Here is a 15,472-nt window from a genome sequence, read left to right as displayed (position 1 = left end):
ATCATGAAAACAACCCCTCTCCCCCTCATCCTCCTCCTCTCCCTCCTCCTCCTTGCCCCAACCGCCAAGGCGGAAGGACAAGATAAAACCAACTGGCAAGACGAAAACGTTCTTGCCAATGTCTCCGTCGGTACCGACGACTCGTCCACAGACGTCCAGGTCACCATCACCAACAACGACACCCTCTACACCATCAAGACCGCCCTCGGCCTCGCCTGGATCGCAAGAATCACAAACACCGGCTCCGTCTACAAGGAAAGCAGCACAGACAACCAGTTCAACCCCCACCAGAAAGGCTTTAAGAACTGCACCGTCGAGCTCTCTACCTCACTCACCAACGACACCATTGACCTCTCCGGGTACTACTGGACGCCGATAGGAAATAGTTCACCTATCCCTTTCTACGGAACCTTCAACGGCAACCACAAGGTGGTAACGGGGCTGAAGATAGATATAGATGATACAAGCAATAATATATATGCCGGCCTGTTCGGTTGCCTACAGGGCGACGTCCGCGACCTGGGAATCCAAGTCGCTGCGGCAGGGATAAAGGTAAAAGGCAAGGGTGTTACTGCCGGCACCTTAGCTGGTTATAATAAAGGCACCATACAAAACTGCTTCGCCATAGGAGAAAGTAACGCCGTCATAGATGTGGAATCAACTCTCGGTGAAAAGCTGGGCGGCCTTATAGGTGAGAATTCCGGAGGAAATATCATGAATTGCTATGCGACCCTCGATATACAAGGGACTTTAAACGGTTACACTGCAAATATCGGCGGCCTTGTCGGATATATCGATGGAGAAAGTAACATCAGCCATGTATATGCCACAGGAAAGATAAAAGCAACCGGACAGAGTTTTTCTCAAATGGGCGGTGTGGTAGGTTATATAGACAATAGCACCCTCTCCCACGCCCTCGCCGCAAACAATGAGATAACCGCGACGAACACCACAACGAGTGACTTCTTAGGCCGTATTTGCGGATATGTATATGCTTATAATACCCATTGCGACACCGCCACCTGCTACGCCTCCACCAAAATACGGATGAACTACAAGGTGACAGGCGTCGGTGAAGACTCAAACGGCAAGTACCTCGACGGCATCAACGCCGATACCGACACCGACCTCGGCGAGCTCTTCCCGACAGGCGACGACGCAGTTTGGGAATACAGCAGCAGCAACACCGGCAACCTCCCCATCCTCAAAGGCTTCAACAGCAACTTGCAAGGCACGACCGCAAAGGCCGACGTCTTCGACAGCCCGTTGGACCTTGCGGACCTCACGGCCAACAGCGGCACAACCCCTACAAACGAAACCCAGACCTTCGTCACCGACTCCCTCATCTTCTCCAACACCGAAGGGTGGATACACAAGCAAGGGACAGACGGACAAAAAGCCGCCTTCAGTGGCCGCGTAAAAGGCACGGGCACGGGCGTACAACTTGCCATTAAGACAGATACGGCGGCGGTGCTTAGCTTTAAAGACGGGACGGAGTTGACAGGGCCTTCCGTTGACTACGCGTCTGCTATCAGAATATGTAAAAGCCAGACCGAAGGGAAGGCGACCTACGTCACCTTGCGCTCCGAAGGGACGGTGACGGTGAAAGGAAGTGAGAGCAGTAACCAATATGCGCTTAGCCTGGAATCCTGCACATGCCACTTCGACCCGAAGAACCGCTTCCTGTTCTATGGAAACATCAATAATATTTCCAGTGGCTTACGTGATATAATAAGTTGGAAGTGGGACTCTGCCCCGAAGTCAAACATCACCGTCAATTGGGACGGAGGATACGTCACAATACCGTGCGGCAACGAGAACTCGTATATAAAATTCGCCACCAACCCCGGCGGCGACAACATAACCGTAAGGGTCGGCAAGGACTTTCAAAAAGGACAGCTGGGCGATAAAACCGGAAACTTTGTCAGCACCTTCAACTTCGTAAATTCGGAAACGAGAGTATCCACCTCATATTACGATATGACAAGCGCCGGCGACAAAGGCACAGCCGACAACCCCTATGTCATCGACCTCGCCGCCCTGTCCACCAACGCAAATGCCGCCGACAGCGGCTATACCTACACCGACACCGACGACCGGAAGATCGTCACGCTCGGTTGCGCAAACAGCATGACCGAGGCCTATTACAGCATAGAGAATAAGGCCGCCAACAACGCCCACATCCTCCTGACCTCTGCCGACGGCCTCACGACGCCCCTCTCCCTGAAAGCCCGCTCCGGCAGCTTCGTCGACAGCCTGCAAGTCCCCGCCGAGGCAGACTGGACGCTGAAGGGCGACACCCTCAAAGCCTCCTACGTCGAAGTCAGCGGTGGGCTAAAGCTGGACGGGCCGGTGACGGTGGAGAATACGGTAATGACCGGAAACAATAATTACGCACTGAAAGTCTTAGCAGGCGGTTCGGTCACGGCTGGTGACGTGCTGAAAGCGTATATAACAGGAACAGGTTCAACCGCTATCTACACTAACTATGAAGGGACCTTCACCATTGACAGCGAAGGCAAGGTTTATGCCTACGGACAAGGCCAAGGATACTACGGCAATATTTCGATTAACCCGGGCGGCATACTGCGATCGGCTGGTAGTTCTACGGCTTCAACTATTACTAATGTTCCCGTTATTGTATGGAAGTTTACCCATAAACCTAAAACGGAACTGGTAGCCAAGCACGAAAACGAAGAAATCCGGTTCACCCGTGAGATGTTCGGCAAGTATCTCGACGAGGCCCACCTTTTTGCAGCCTACGTGACGGCGGATGCCGAATACAAACTTTACCAGGAAGGCAAAGGAGAACCGTTGATCGGGACTTCGTTGTCGTCGAATGATGGTAGGGATATAGTAGAGGTCTTCTCGACTACCGCCGGAAGAGCTACAAACTATGAGAACGTGGGAAACAAGGCGCCCGACCCAAGCGGGGACATAACCATTACAGAGTCAAAGAAATATACAGACAGCAGCGGGGAACATGAGTATAATAACATTCTGGTAAATACCCGGGTCTCGCTACTCAAAGTAGGAAAAACGAATGGGAACTCCTTTAATATAGCGGTAAGCGGCATCAAAGCGGATAGCTTGGTAGTAGAAGGTTGGATTACTTTGTCCTTGAATCATGACAATACGCTCGACTCCATTGCTGTTGCAGAGGGAGGATCTTTGAGTTTTTCGGGAGCAAGCAACACCGGTACGCTTACCTGCTCGAAGGGCGTCATAAACAGAGGAACATTCAAAGATCGCACCGGACTGATTACTTCCGCCACAGTACCATTAACCGGTGGAGACGTCATTATCACCCCGAAAATATCCGGTAATGCCGAAGTTCCGGCTGGAAGTACGACAGTACTGACGGCAACGGCCAGTCTTGCGTCGGAAGGGACCTCTCCCTCCCCAACTCTGGCTTACACTTGGTATGAATGGAAGAATGACCATTGGGGTGAGCTGAATGACGGTATAGACAACACCAACTCAAGCTATTCCCTCGGTGCCGGCAAATACCGGTGTATGGTAACGGTGACACTAAGAGACGTCATGTTTAAATCCACGGGCCCCACTGTCACAACCCTATTAACCAGCTTCTTCACCGTCACCGAGAAGTCCACGCCTCCGGCCCCTCCCGTGGTCATCCCGACCTACTACACCGTCACCCTGCCCGCCGTGGAAGGTGCGACCTTTAGCCGTGCAACCGGCGAGACGACAGTGGAAGAGGGTACGAACTTCACGTTCTCGATCACCCTCGATGCCGACTACGACCAGTCCGTTCCGGTCGTCACCACCAGCCGGGGCGAGACGATAGAGCCGCGTGCCGGCGACGGCCGATATGTGGTGCGCGACATCCAGGAAGACGTCGTCATCACCGTCACCGGCATCCGCCGCAACGACGACCCGACCGCCAATGCCGCCGTCACGCCCGACGCCGTCCGCCTGTGGACCGCCTCCGGCCAGCTGCACATCAGCACGCCCGTAGCTGCCGACCTGCGCATCTACACCTTCGACGGCAGCCTCCTCCGCTCCCTCCGCCTCCCTGCCGGCGAGACGGTGATGGAGGCACCCGCCGGGCCTTGCATCGTGGTTGTTGGGGACCAGAGGTTCAAGGTGGCGAGGTGAATGAGAGGAATTGTGAATTATGAATCAGCGTGTCATTGCGGGTCAAGCCCGCAATGACACGCTAAAAGGGGCGTACCTCGGTCTTAGCCCTGTAGGGTAGGGTGTCCAAAACCATGTCCCCCCAATCTAAGCCCTTTTCAGTGTTTTAATTCTTTTATATACAAGATTATCAGTAAGATTAATCTTTTTCCATTGTTCAATATCAGCCATATATATCTTCTCCAAAGCCCTCTTGAAGTCAAAAGTTCTTCGTTTGTCTTCATGAATTTGTGTATGTAATGGTAGATATAAGACAAATGGTGTTACGCCGTTAAGTAGATTAGGTGACCTCTTTTGCTTGTAGGTTCCAAAGATGGATTCAATAATATCAGAAGAAATATTCCATGTTAGCTCTTTATTTAATAGTTTGGCGTGTTCTTGCATGAGATATAGACTGATATTTTCAGCCAGTTTTCTCATTCTTCCATTTCCCTGATAGAGTTCTTTTAGGATATATTTTCTACAAAACAGAACTGTATCACCTGATAATCCTTTATGTTTGAGTTCCTGTTCCAACGATTTTACACAAGACATAACAGAAGAGAACTCATCTATAAATGACGCATATGTGTGAATGAACGAGAATGTATCCTTTTCTTTATCGGTGAGTTTATGAAAGTTTTCCAACATATTACTTGACCATTTTGCCACATCCGAAAGATTTAAGAAACGAGCTATAGTCCGTAACTTAGGAGGAAGCAGGTAAGCAATAGGTTTCATCACATCTCTGAATTTGGCATTCGCCAGAGACTTCATATAAGAATTGAATTCATCATCTTTCTTATAAAGCCGTTCCAAAAACATACCTAAAGTATGACTTATGTCACGAATTTGAGTGTAGGAACCCAAGCGTATGCCGCTGTTCATAACGCTGGCGTTATCACTTATGACATATTCTATTGCATGCCCCACTTTACCTTCCATTTCTTTCAGTTTGTCACAAACTCCCCGTGAATTCCAACTGGAGGCAACATGCAGACCCAATACATGTACATCGGAATGCAACAGCGGATGTCCAGGATGGGAAGCCGGCGTACCTAAAGTTATAAGTAGCTTTTCACTCCCCATCATCATACTTTCGTCGACAATCGCAGCTAAATTATCTGTTTGGAGGAATTCTGATGGTGAGTGATAGACGTAATAGCCGCTTTTCTTAACCCAATTTTCGATTGAATTGCGATTGGGCAAGGACTTGAAGTTCCAACCCAGAAGATCATTCAATGTTGATAATATGGATACTATTTTCTCGAAACCACAGTGAAGTTTATCATAAAGAGTAACGCTTAAAGACACTATAAATTCAGGGTATTTATGTCGTTCAATAGGTCGGAGATTAATTGTTCTTGATTTTGAGAGTCGGATGTGCTCTGTTCGTCTTTTTTTTAAGTTCTTTCTGTGACTTTTGATATTTCTCTTTGAGAGTAGAATATTTCTTTTCCGATTTCAATAGTTGCTTTTGAGATTCGGATAACGCTCGCTTTAAGCGAATTATCTCGGAGGATTCTTGAGAAGACTTACTTTGTGACATAAATACGCTGATTTAATTTATGCTACAAAGATAAGTCTTTTATATCATTTTTAGGTACATGGTTTTGGACACCCTACCTGTAGGGGCGCTGGGACAGGCAGTTACTACCAGCCGATATAAACATGCTTCAAGCCCTGTAAGTATTCTCCTTTATCATCTCCTTTATAAGCAGCATTACTTTCGGATGGCTAAGCGGAATGCCGTCCAGGATTTCCATGATCTCACCGGTGCTGACGGAGAAGTCCGCATCGTCCGACTGATATTCGAAAGAGACGTTGACCGTCGGATTGCCCGTAATCAGCATCGCAACTGTCCCCGGCAGGTCGCCCCAGGGCGGACAGTCGATATTGTCCGAACGGAAACGGGCCGTTACCTCCGTTCCCTTTCCCGGCTCGGAAGTGATCGTGACGGAGCCGCCCGTCTGCTCGGCGTTCTGGATCAGGAAAGGGATACCGAGGCCCACTTTACGCGTCGTCCGCGTGGTGTAGAACGGGTTCGTGACACGGGCCAGCGTCTCGCGGTCCATCCCGCAGCCATTGTCGGTGATGCGGATGACGATCTCGCCGTTTCCTACATATATATATAGCTTTATTTCCGAAGCGTTCGCCCGGATACTGTTCGCGGTGATATCGGTGATATGGAAAGATAGATTATTCATGTTGTCTGAATCGTGTAGCCGTTTTCCCCACGGAAAGCCATGGCCAGATGTGAGAATGTGAGCGCATCGGCTTTCAGCAGGGCGTATTTTGTTCCGATCTGCCCGGGGTAATGCGCATCGGAGGCGGCGTAGCGGACATAGCGGCTAAGATATGTATGAAGGGCGGCAAGCTGCTCGTATCGCCCCCGGTCGTTATACTCGATGGCATCCAGCGGCAGGGAGGGATCGATGAACCCCAACTGGCTGATCAGGCTGAACGAAGGGCGTTCCACATGTGCCGCGACGAACAGCCCGCCCAGCCGCCGGACCTCCGCCGCAATCTGCTCCACACGCTGGTCGAGAGCGGAAATGAGCAGATACGGGGCTTCGCCAAGTATCTCACCCTGACTGTTCACCCAGACCTGGTCACCAAAGCGTTCGGGATCGTTCGGGACGGACGGCAGGTGGGCATCGAGATATTCCTGGAAGGCGGCACGGGCCTCATCGTCGGCAAAGAGGGCGACGCAATGCGCCTCCTCGCGGGTGGTGACTTCCGCTCCGGCAAAGACCGTCAATCCCCTCTCCTTTCCCAACGCCTGGATGGCGGGACATTGCAGCGTGCTGTTATGGTCCGTGATGGCGATTGCGTCCAGGCCCTGCGCAAGGGCGGTGTCCACAATCCGCTCCGGACTCATCTCTAAGCTTCCGCAAGGCGAAAGGCAGGTATGGATATGCAAGTCTACCCGGTATTCGTTCATGCCTTGTGCAACAGTTGATAGATTCTGCCGTTTGCCTCGAATGCGGAAAGCGTAGTTCCTAACAGCGGTACATCCTCTTCTTTCCCTTTTGCCAACGTCTCTTCGTCCGGCACGGCCCCGTTTACGATCAGGACGGCGGCGGCATCTTTCAGCGTGGCGACAGCCAGGATGTTCTGGTGGGTCTGCATCGTAATCCAGAGCATTCCTTCTTCCATATGTCCCATTACATCACTCAGCAGATCACTGGTGTAGCCGCCGGATATCTCCACAGCTAACCCGGCCTCGCCGCAAAACACCGTCAAACCCAACTCACGTACTAAATCACTGACCTTCATATTTAGCTCCTTTCTTATAACAATCTTTATTCAGACGATCCTTCCCCCAGGTCTTTTCGATCAGGCGGAAGGCGTGTTCCTTATCCAACTTACCGTGCTTTTCCATGTTGCGCTGCATGAAGACACAACTGCTGAACTGGGCTTCGTGGCGGACAATGTCCTCTGCCAACGCCTGGCAGTTAGGCGAACCGCAAGCACCACAGTCGATGCCCGGCAAGTAACACATCAGCTTGCGCACCTGTTCCATCTTGCTCAATACTTCCTCGATATTGCCTTCGAACTTCAACTTCGGGTTAGGTTCGAGCGGTCGGATCGTGATATGTTGCTTCAGGTAAGCCAACGCCTCTATCCGGTCGGAATAGATCAGCGGCGCCTTGTCGCGCTTCATCGAACGCTTCATAACCCGCTCGGCCGTCAGGAAACGGTTGGCCACGGCCAGCACGCCGCCGGCACAGCTACGGTCGCAGGCGCGAAGTTCGAGGAAGTCCACGTTGCGCACTTCGGTCGTCGTCTCCATCCGTTCCAGAAATTCGATGACATTATGTATCTCGTCGATCGCCAGGCAGCGGCCGGAGAATTGTTTGGCTTCGCCCCCGGTCTGGCTCCAGCGCATTTCCTTCTTGGTCAATGCCGGCGGGAGGACGCATTCCGGCTTATAGTCTTTCGGGCGGTTCTTCAGGATATGATATACCTTATTATATAGGGTGTCCATATTGATCACGCCTTTGATCGTGGACGAATAGCCTTCCGCCCCTTTCAACGCAGCGATCTTCGCGGCACAGGGCGTCACGTAGAAGATACCGATCTCGTCGGAGAGGAAGCCGTCTTCTTCCAATACCTTATGATAGTAAGTAGCCGTCGCGTTGACCGGCGACTTGACCAGCAGGATATTGTCGACCAGCGCCGGGAAGCGCACCTGTATCAGCCGGACAATAGCCGGACAGAAAGAACTGATCACGGGCTTTTCCTCCGCCTGCTCCATCTGCCGGAGCATCTCGCGGTGGATCATATCTGCCGTAAACTCGACCTGATAGACGTGCGTAAAGCCTAACTCGTAGAGCGCACTGAATATTTCCTCCTCCGTCTTATATTTGGAGAACTGCCCGATAAAGACCGTCGGGACCAGTACGACACGAGCTTTGTAATCGAATATCTTCTGAAAGTCGTCCTGCTCCACGTAGATCGCTTCCGCCGGACAGGCTTTCAGGCATTCGCCGCAGTCCACACACCAATCCTTCCGAATGGAGGCTTTCCCGTCGCGGATGCGGACGGCTCCCGTCGGGCACTTTGTCATGCAGTGAGTACAGCCGACACAGCGCTCCTCCTCTATCTTTAATGCGTGATAAAACTTTGTCTCTTCCATGGCTTAGTTGTTTTTCATGGCGAAATAGGTCAGCATACGAACGGTCGTGCCTTTCCCTACTTTGCTTTCTATCGTTAACTCGTCTACATTCTTCTTCATATTGGGCAGTCCCATTCCGGCACCGAAGCCCATCTCGCGCACGGCGGGCGACGCCGTCGAGTAACCTTCCTGCATCGCCTGGTCTATGTCAGGAATGCCGGGCCCTTCGTCCTGCAACAGAAGGCCGATCTTGTCTGCATCGATATCCGCCTGCACCGTCCCGCGCCAGGCGTGGGCCACCACGTTGACTTCGGCTTCGTACAAGGCGACCACCACCCGCTTGATCACGCGCGGGTCGACAGACAATTGCTTCAACACTTTCTTTATCTGGCTTGAAGCATAGCCGGCTTTCGAGAAGTTTCCTCCTTCCAGTTCAAATCTGAATTGCATATCCGCACCTCCTTCGTTTTAATAGACCGGCAGAAGACCGCGACTATACAGTTCACCCACTGCGTGGTACATGGAATGGTCCGTCTCCATCAGGATCATATCGTTCTCCGCCGCCAGTTGCAGCATGTCCGGTGTGATCTTCTTCCCCCGCACGAACAGGATGCAGGGAATATCCGCCATCTCTGCCGTCCGTATCGTCTGCGTATTACACAGGCCGGTGACGAGAAGCACGTCGCTACAGTCTGTCGTCAGGACATCACTCATCAAATCGCTGGCGAAAGCGCATTGCACCTCATAATCCTCCCGGTCGCCTCCACAGACGACTGTCGCGTCGGTAAGTGCTTTTATCTGCCGTATCTTCATACTATATAAAGGTTATATTTGCCGGGACAATGTAAGAAATAGTTATAACTTTGCAAGCGAAAAGAAGCAGAAACTTTACATTAAATTCGTAATAATATGGGTGTAGTAATCGGTATTGATGTGGGAGGCAGCACGACTAAGATCGTCGGGATAGAAAACGAGGCTATTAAATCGCCTATGTTCGTCAAGGCGACCGATCCGGTCACATCTCTGTTCGGCGCATTCGGCAAATACATCTACGACAACGGGATCACGCTGTCCGAAATAGAAATGGTGATGCTGACCGGCGTGGGAAGCGCCTATATAGACCAACCGCTATACGGCCTGCCGACAGCCAAGGCCGACGAGTTTATGGCGAACGGCCTCGGCGCCCGATACGCCATCCCGCAGGAAAACCTGATCGTGGTGAGCATGGGTACCGGTACTTCCTTCGTGAAGGTGGAAGGACAGCAGATCCGGCATATCGGCGGACTCGGTGTCGGAGGCGGAACCCTGCTGGGCTTGTCGCGCCTGCTCCTGAAGACACAAGACATTCATCTGATTGCCGAAATGGCGCAAAAGGGAACGTTGATCAACATCGACCTCCAGATACAGGACATCTGTAACCGACCGCTGCCGGACCTGCCATTAGATGCCACGGCTTCCAACTTCGGAAAGGCGGACGGCAATGCGTCGCCCGAAGACATCGCATCCGGCATTATCCACATGGTCCTGCAATCCATCGGCCAAGCAGCCTTCCTGGCGTCTCTGAACAGTTCGATCAAAGATTTCGTGCTGATCGGCAACCTGACACAACTGCCCCAATGCAAGGAAGTCTTTCCGAAGATGGAAAAAATGTACGGTGTCCGTTTCCTGATCCCCAAGTATTCGGAATACCGGACGGCTATAGGTGCCGCCCTGACCTATATCAACCGGTCGACAATCTATCCGGTCAAGTAGGGTAACAGCCCTGCACCCGTAAAAAGTTTCATAGTAATGAAACTAAAGTTTCTCCTTGGTGGAACAAAAGTTTCTCCGGCATGAAACTAAAGTTTCACCTTGACGAAACAGGTGAAACTTTTTAAGGAATTTTCAGATATATGCAGGGCGCCTGTAAAAATAATAGGGGCCCGATGGGCGCGGATGATAATTTATGCCTATCTTTGGTAGCATTAAACCAAATTAATAATATCATGTTTGCAAAAGAAACTTATATCGCCCGCAGGGCTAAATTGAAACAGACGATAGGTTCCGGCCTGCTGTTGTTTCTGGGTAACGACGAGTCCGGTATGAATTATGCCGATAACACATATCATTTCCGCCAGGACTCCACTTTTCTGTATTTCTTCGGACTCCCCTACGCTGGGCTGTCCGCCATTATCGATATAGACAACAACCGCGAGATTATCTTCGGAGACGAGTTGACCATCGACGCAATCGTTTGGATGGGCACGCAACCGACGCTGAAGGAAAAGAGCGAAGCGGCCGGTATCACTGAAGTGCGTCCGTTCAACGAAATCGAGGCTTACCTGAAGAATGCTCAGCAGAAAGGCCAGCCGGTTCATTACCTGCCGACTTACCGTGCCGAGCATCAGATCAAGCTGTTCCAATGGTTAGGCGTTGTTCCGGGAGCTGAAAAGCCATCTGTTCCGTTCATCATGGGCGTTGTCAACCAGCGTAATTATAAGAGCGAAGAAGAGATTGCCGAGATTGAGAAAGCATGTATCGTGACTGCCGACATGCACTTAGCTGCCATGCGTACCGTTCGTCCGGGTATCCGCGAATGTGAAGTGGCCGCCGCTGTTGCGGAAGTGGCTTACGCTAACAACTACGAGCTCTCCTTCCCGATCATTGCGACGATCAACGGACAGACGTTGCACAACCATGACCATAGCAATATGATCAAGAGCGGCGATATGTTGCTGCTCGACGCCGGTGCCGAAACGGAGATGGGATATGCCGGCGATATGTCGTCCACGATTCCGGCGGACTCCAAGTTTACGACCCGCCAACGCGAGATTTACGATATCCAGGTGGCGTCCCACGAAGCAGCCGTTGCAGCTTTGCGTCCGGGCGTTCCTTTCGTCGATGTCTATGAACTGTCCTGCAAGGTGATTATGGAAGGCCTCAAAGACCTGGGCTTCGTAAAGGGCGACCCGATGGAAGCAGTGAAAGCCGGTGCCCATGCGATGTTTATGCCTTGCGGACTGGGCCACATGATGGGGCTGGATGTCCACGACATGGAAAACTTGGGCGAAGTATATGTCGGCTATGACGGCCAGCCCAAGAGCACGGAGTTCGGCCGCAAGTCTTTGCGCCTGGGCCGCAAGCTCGAACCGGGCTTTGTCCTGACGATCGAACCGGGTGTCTATTTCATCCCCGAACTGATGGACTTGTGGAGAAGCCAGAACAAGTTTACAGAGTTTATCAACTACGAAAAGCTGTTTACTTACAAAGACTTCAGCGGCATCCGCAACGAAGAGGACTATCTGATCACAGAGAATGGGGCCCGCCTGTTAGGTAAGAAGATTCCTATTCATGCAGAAGATGTGGAAGCTTTAAGATAAGTTTATGTATTCAGACAAGAAAAACATCCAGCAGCTCGTAGCGCTGCTCATCGAGCATAACATTAAGAAAATAGTTTTGTGTCCCGGTAGCCGCAACTCGCCTATCGTGCACACGCTTGCCAACCATCCGTTTTTCTCCTGTTATCCGGTGACGGACGAACGGAGTGCGTCGTTCTTTGCCCTCGGGTTAGCGTTGCATGGCGGACAGCCGGCAGCCATCTGTTGTACATCGGGCAGTGCGCTGCTGAACATCCATCCGGCTGTGTCGGAAGCCTTCTACCAGCAAGTGCCACTGGTTGTAATCTCGGCTGACCGTCCCGGTGCGTGGATCGGACAGATGGACGGGCAGACGCTTCCGCAACCGGGTGTTTTCGGCTCGCTGGTCAAGAAGTCCGTTAACTTGCCGGAGATACATACCGACGAAGACGAGTGGTATTGCAACCGCCTGATCAACGAAGCCTTGCTCGAACTGAACCATCACGGGAAAGGACCGGTACACATCAATGTACCGGTTTCCGAACCCCTGTTCCGCTTCACGGCAGAGGAGTTGCCCAAGGTGCGCGTCATCACCCGCTACCAGGGGCTGAACGTCTACGACCGTGAGTACGGCGGACTGATCGAGCGGCTGAACAACTACAACCGCCGCATGATCATCGCCGGACAGATGAGCCTGATCTATCTCTTCGAAAAGAAAATCTCCAAACTGCTCTATAAGCATTTCGCCTGGCTGACGGAACATACCGGGAACAAGACTGTTCCGGGCATACCGGTAAAGAACTTCGACGCAGCCCTCTACGCCTTGCCGGAGGAGACGCAGGAGAAGATGGTGCCAGATCTGGTGATTACCTATGGCGGACATATCGTGTCGAAGCGCCTCAAGCAATTCCTGCGCAAACATCCGCCCCGCGAACACTGGCACGTCTCGCTCGACGGCGAAGTGGCGGACCTCTACGGCTCGCTGACGACAGTGATCGAGATGGACCCGTTCGAGTTCCTTGAAAAGATCGCCTATCTGTTGGAGAACCGGACGACGGAGTTCCCGCGCGTTTGGGAAAACAATACCCGAAACCTGCCGGAACCGGAGTTCGCCTATTCGGAGATGGCGGCTATCGGAGCGCTGATCAAGTCGCTTCCTGCGCCTGCGGCCTTGCACTTAGGAAATAGTTCGACTGTACGCTATGCACAGCTTTACACGCTTCCGGAAGAGGTCGAAGTCTGCTGCAATCGCGGGACAAGTGGTATCGAGGGCTCGCTCTCGACTGCCATCGGCTACTCCGTCTGCTCGGACAAGCTGAACTTCGTGGTACTTGGCGACCTGAGTTTCTTCTATGACATGAACGCTCTTTGGAACGTCAACTACGGATGTAACCTGCGCATTCTCCTGCTCAACAACGGAGGGGGCGAGATATTCCAGGCCTTACCCGGTCTGAAAATGGAGGACAAGACACACCGCTTTGTCACCGCCACGCATAAGACCTCCGCCAAAGGCTGGGCCGAAGAACGAGGCTTTGCCTACTTCCCCGTGCACAACGCCGAAGAACTAACAGAAGCCATGACAACCTTCACACAGCCTACGCCTTACAGCCAACCGATGCTGATGGAGGTATTTACGGATGCAGCGGAAGATGTGCGGCTGCTCAAAGAGTATTATCATCAACTAAAACAACAAAAAGCAAACAATTCATAATTCGTAATGAGAGAATGGACAACAATCAAAGAATATGAAGATATCCTATTCGATTTCTACAACGGGATTGCCCGTATAACTATCAACCGTGAACGCTATCGCAATGCTTTCACTCCGACGACGACAACAGAGATGAGCGATGCTCTGTATATCTGCCGCGAACGCCCCGATATTAACGTAATCGTGCTGACAGGCGCCGGCGACACAGCCTTCTGTGCCGGAGGTGATATGAATGTGAAAGGCCATGGCGGTTATATCGGCAAAGACGGCGTAGCCCGCCTGAACGTGCTCGATGTGCAGAAGCAGATACGCTCGATCCCGAAGCCGGTGATTGCGGCGGTAAACGGTTTTGCAATCGGCGGCGGCCATGTGCTGCACGTAGTCTGCGACCTGACGATCGCTTCCGAAAATGCGATCTTCGGACAGACCGGACCTCGTGTGGGCAGCTTCGATGCCGGATTCGGTTCTTCTTACCTGGCCCGTATCGTCGGACAGAAGAAGGCACGCGAAATCTGGTTCCTCTGCCGCAAATACAATGCACAGGAAGCACTCGACATGGGATTGGTAAACAAAGTCGTACCCTTGGATAAGCTCGAAGACGAATACGTCGGCTGGGCCGAAGAGATGATGCTGCTCAGCCCGCTCGCCCTCCGCATGATCAAAGCCGGCCTCAACGCCGAACTGGACGGGCAAGCCGGAATCCAGGAGCTTGCCGGCGACGCCACCATGCTCTACTACATGACCGACGAAGCCCAGGAGGGCGGCAAGGCCTTCCTCGAGAAACGCCGTCCCCGCTTCGAGGATTATCCTAAATTTCCGTAAGCCGATTTCTTAACTATCAACTAAACATAACAGAATGGAACAACTATCCAACCAACAGGATTATCGCTTGTGGCTTACCGAACTAAAAGCCAACATTCGGAAAAGCCAAATCAAAGCTGCTATAGCAGTGAACAGCGAACTAATCCGTCTTTACTGGAACCTTGGCGAACAAATTGTAGAAAAGCAGCAAGCTTCCCAATGGGGAAGCGGGTTCATAGAACAGCTAAGCAAAGACTTACAGGCTGAATTCCCTGATATAAAGGGACTGTCTGCCAGTAATCTCAGAAGATGTAAACAGTTTTATCTGTTTTATTGTCAAGTGAACCCAATATGCGCACAAGTTGTGCGCGAATTAGAAGCGAGCTTTTTGTTTGAAATTCCGTGGGGACATCATGTCTTACTCCTCGGCAGAATCAAATCCTTAAAAGAAGCCCTTTTCTACATCCATAAAACCGTAGAGAACGGTTGGAGTCGTGCCATTCTGGAATACCATATTGAAAAAGGCCTGTTCCATCAACAAGGGAAGTCTATCAACAATTTCACAAAGACACTCCTTCCCCCACAAAGCGAGCTGGCAAATGAACTGCTAAAAGATCCTTACCATTTTGATTTTCTCCAACTATCCAATAAAGCAATAGAACGAGATATCGAAAACGGACTTGTTCAACAAATCTCCCAATTTCTGCTTGAATTAGGAAAAGGCTTTGCTTATATGGGCCGCCAATATCTTCTTAAAGTTGGAAAGAAAGACTATTATCTGGATCTTTTATTCGTGCGATTTGTTTATACCAAAACCATAAGTTCTCTTATGGGTGGGTATAGGGCAGTTCAGGCTGCCTAACTATG

13 protein-coding genes are annotated in these 15,472 nt (G+C 51.5%); 6 read left to right on the top strand and 7 right to left on the bottom strand.

The features are described from left to right. The coding region (locus DWU89_RS19475; RefSeq protein WP_316250681.1) for a GLUG motif-containing protein at nt 1–4,119 on the top strand (4,119 nt) is incomplete at its 5' end. Between the two features lie 126 nt (nt 4,120–4,245). Here the strand turns inward: DWU89_RS19475 and DWU89_RS19470 are convergent. The 7 genes from DWU89_RS19470 to DWU89_RS19435 all read right to left on the bottom strand — a co-directional run bounded on the left by DWU89_RS19470 (nt 4,246) and on the right by DWU89_RS19435 (nt 9,571). Next, on the bottom strand, nt 4,246–5,379 hold the full coding sequence (locus DWU89_RS19470; protein ID WP_115501298.1) for a hypothetical protein: 1,134 nt from the start codon (nt 5,377–5,379) through the stop codon (nt 4,246–4,248). Between the two features lie 434 nt (nt 5,380–5,813). Further along, nucleotides 5,814–6,344, bottom strand: a complete 531-nt coding sequence (locus DWU89_RS19460; RefSeq protein WP_115501296.1) for an ATP-binding protein — start codon at nt 6,342–6,344, stop codon at nt 5,814–5,816. Further along, the gene (locus tag DWU89_RS19455; RefSeq protein WP_115501295.1) at nt 6,341–7,081 is read right to left on the bottom strand and encodes a PHP domain-containing protein; all 741 of its coding nucleotides are present in this window, start codon (nt 7,079–7,081) and stop codon (nt 6,341–6,343) included. Before DWU89_RS19455 ends, DWU89_RS19460 begins: the two co-directional genes overlap by 4 nt. Then, entirely contained in the window at nt 7,078–7,416 is a 339-nt protein-coding gene (locus tag DWU89_RS19450; RefSeq protein ID WP_115501294.1) for a DRTGG domain-containing protein, read from the bottom strand. Before DWU89_RS19450 ends, DWU89_RS19455 begins: the two co-directional genes overlap by 4 nt. After that, on the bottom strand, nt 7,403–8,779 hold the full coding sequence (locus tag DWU89_RS19445; RefSeq protein ID WP_115501293.1) for a [Fe-Fe] hydrogenase large subunit C-terminal domain-containing protein: 1,377 nt from the start codon (nt 8,777–8,779) through the stop codon (nt 7,403–7,405). The genes DWU89_RS19450 and DWU89_RS19445 overlap by 14 nt, the downstream gene beginning before the upstream one ends. 3 nt (nt 8,780–8,782) lie before the next feature. Further along, nucleotides 8,783–9,208, bottom strand: a complete 426-nt coding sequence (locus DWU89_RS19440) for an ATP-binding protein (RefSeq protein ID WP_115501292.1) — start codon at nt 9,206–9,208, stop codon at nt 8,783–8,785. Nucleotides 9,209–9,226: 18 nt separating this feature from the next. Then, nucleotides 9,227–9,571, bottom strand: coding sequence for a hypothetical protein (locus tag DWU89_RS19435; RefSeq protein WP_115501291.1), 345 nt, complete (start codon nt 9,569–9,571; stop codon nt 9,227–9,229). A 96-nt stretch (nt 9,572–9,667) separates the two neighbouring features. On the opposite strand from DWU89_RS19435, the gene coaW reads away from it, so the two are divergent. From coaW to DWU89_RS19410, 5 genes are all read left to right on the top strand, one after another. After that, nucleotides 9,668–10,510, top strand: coding sequence for a type II pantothenate kinase (gene coaW, locus DWU89_RS19430; RefSeq protein ID WP_115501290.1), 843 nt, complete (start codon nt 9,668–9,670; stop codon nt 10,508–10,510). A gap of 233 nt (nt 10,511–10,743) precedes the next feature. After that, nucleotides 10,744–12,117: an aminopeptidase P family protein gene (locus DWU89_RS19425; protein ID WP_115501300.1), complete on the top strand. Its 1,374-nt coding sequence runs from the start codon at nt 10,744–10,746 to the stop codon at nt 12,115–12,117. Nucleotides 12,118–12,121: 4 nt separating this feature from the next. Then, nucleotides 12,122–13,804, top strand: a complete 1,683-nt coding sequence (gene menD, locus DWU89_RS19420) for a 2-succinyl-5-enolpyruvyl-6-hydroxy-3-cyclohexene-1-carboxylic-acid synthase (protein WP_115501289.1) — start codon at nt 12,122–12,124, stop codon at nt 13,802–13,804. A 6-nt stretch (nt 13,805–13,810) separates the two neighbouring features. Beyond that, the gene (menB, locus tag DWU89_RS19415; RefSeq protein ID WP_115501288.1) at nt 13,811–14,626 is read left to right on the top strand and encodes a 1,4-dihydroxy-2-naphthoyl-CoA synthase; all 816 of its coding nucleotides are present in this window, start codon (nt 13,811–13,813) and stop codon (nt 14,624–14,626) included. A 34-nt stretch (nt 14,627–14,660) separates the two neighbouring features. Next, nucleotides 14,661–15,467 (top strand): PDDEXK nuclease domain-containing protein, encoded by an 807-nt coding sequence (locus DWU89_RS19410; protein ID WP_244205955.1) that lies wholly within the window; start codon nt 14,661–14,663, stop codon nt 15,465–15,467. Nucleotides 15,468–15,472 lie beyond the last annotated feature (5 nt).

Source organism: Parabacteroides acidifaciens (assembly GCF_003363715.1).
GTDB classification, from domain to species: Bacteria; Bacteroidota; Bacteroidia; order Bacteroidales; family Tannerellaceae; genus Parabacteroides; species Parabacteroides acidifaciens.
This window is presented reverse-complemented; position numbering and strand designations above follow the sequence as displayed.

What these genes read in the sequence shown, in the direction of transcription:
- DWU89_RS19460 (WP_115501296.1), bottom strand. Translation starts at nt 6,344, where the DNA reads ATGAATAATCTATCTTTCCATATCACCGATATCACCGCGAACAGTATC.
- DWU89_RS19455 (WP_115501295.1), bottom strand. Translation starts at nt 7,081, where the DNA reads ATGAACGAATACCGGGTAGACTTGCATATCCATACCTGCCTTTCGCCT.
- DWU89_RS19450 (WP_115501294.1), bottom strand. Translation starts at nt 7,416, where the DNA reads ATGAAGGTCAGTGATTTAGTACGTGAGTTGGGTTTGACGGTGTTTTGC.
- DWU89_RS19445 (WP_115501293.1), bottom strand. Translation starts at nt 8,779, where the DNA reads ATGGAAGAGACAAAGTTTTATCACGCATTAAAGATAGAGGAGGAGCGC.
- DWU89_RS19440 (WP_115501292.1), bottom strand. Translation starts at nt 9,208, where the DNA reads ATGCAATTCAGATTTGAACTGGAAGGAGGAAACTTCTCGAAAGCCGGC.
- DWU89_RS19435 (WP_115501291.1), bottom strand. Translation starts at nt 9,571, where the DNA reads ATGAAGATACGGCAGATAAAAGCACTTACCGACGCGACAGTCGTCTGT.
- coaW (WP_115501290.1), top strand. Translation starts at nt 9,668, where the DNA reads ATGGGTGTAGTAATCGGTATTGATGTGGGAGGCAGCACGACTAAGATC.
- DWU89_RS19425 (WP_115501300.1), top strand. Translation starts at nt 10,744, where the DNA reads ATGTTTGCAAAAGAAACTTATATCGCCCGCAGGGCTAAATTGAAACAG.
- menD (WP_115501289.1), top strand. Translation starts at nt 12,122, where the DNA reads ATGTATTCAGACAAGAAAAACATCCAGCAGCTCGTAGCGCTGCTCATC.
- menB (WP_115501288.1), top strand. Translation starts at nt 13,811, where the DNA reads ATGAGAGAATGGACAACAATCAAAGAATATGAAGATATCCTATTCGAT.
- DWU89_RS19410 (WP_244205955.1), top strand. Translation starts at nt 14,661, where the DNA reads ATGGAACAACTATCCAACCAACAGGATTATCGCTTGTGGCTTACCGAA.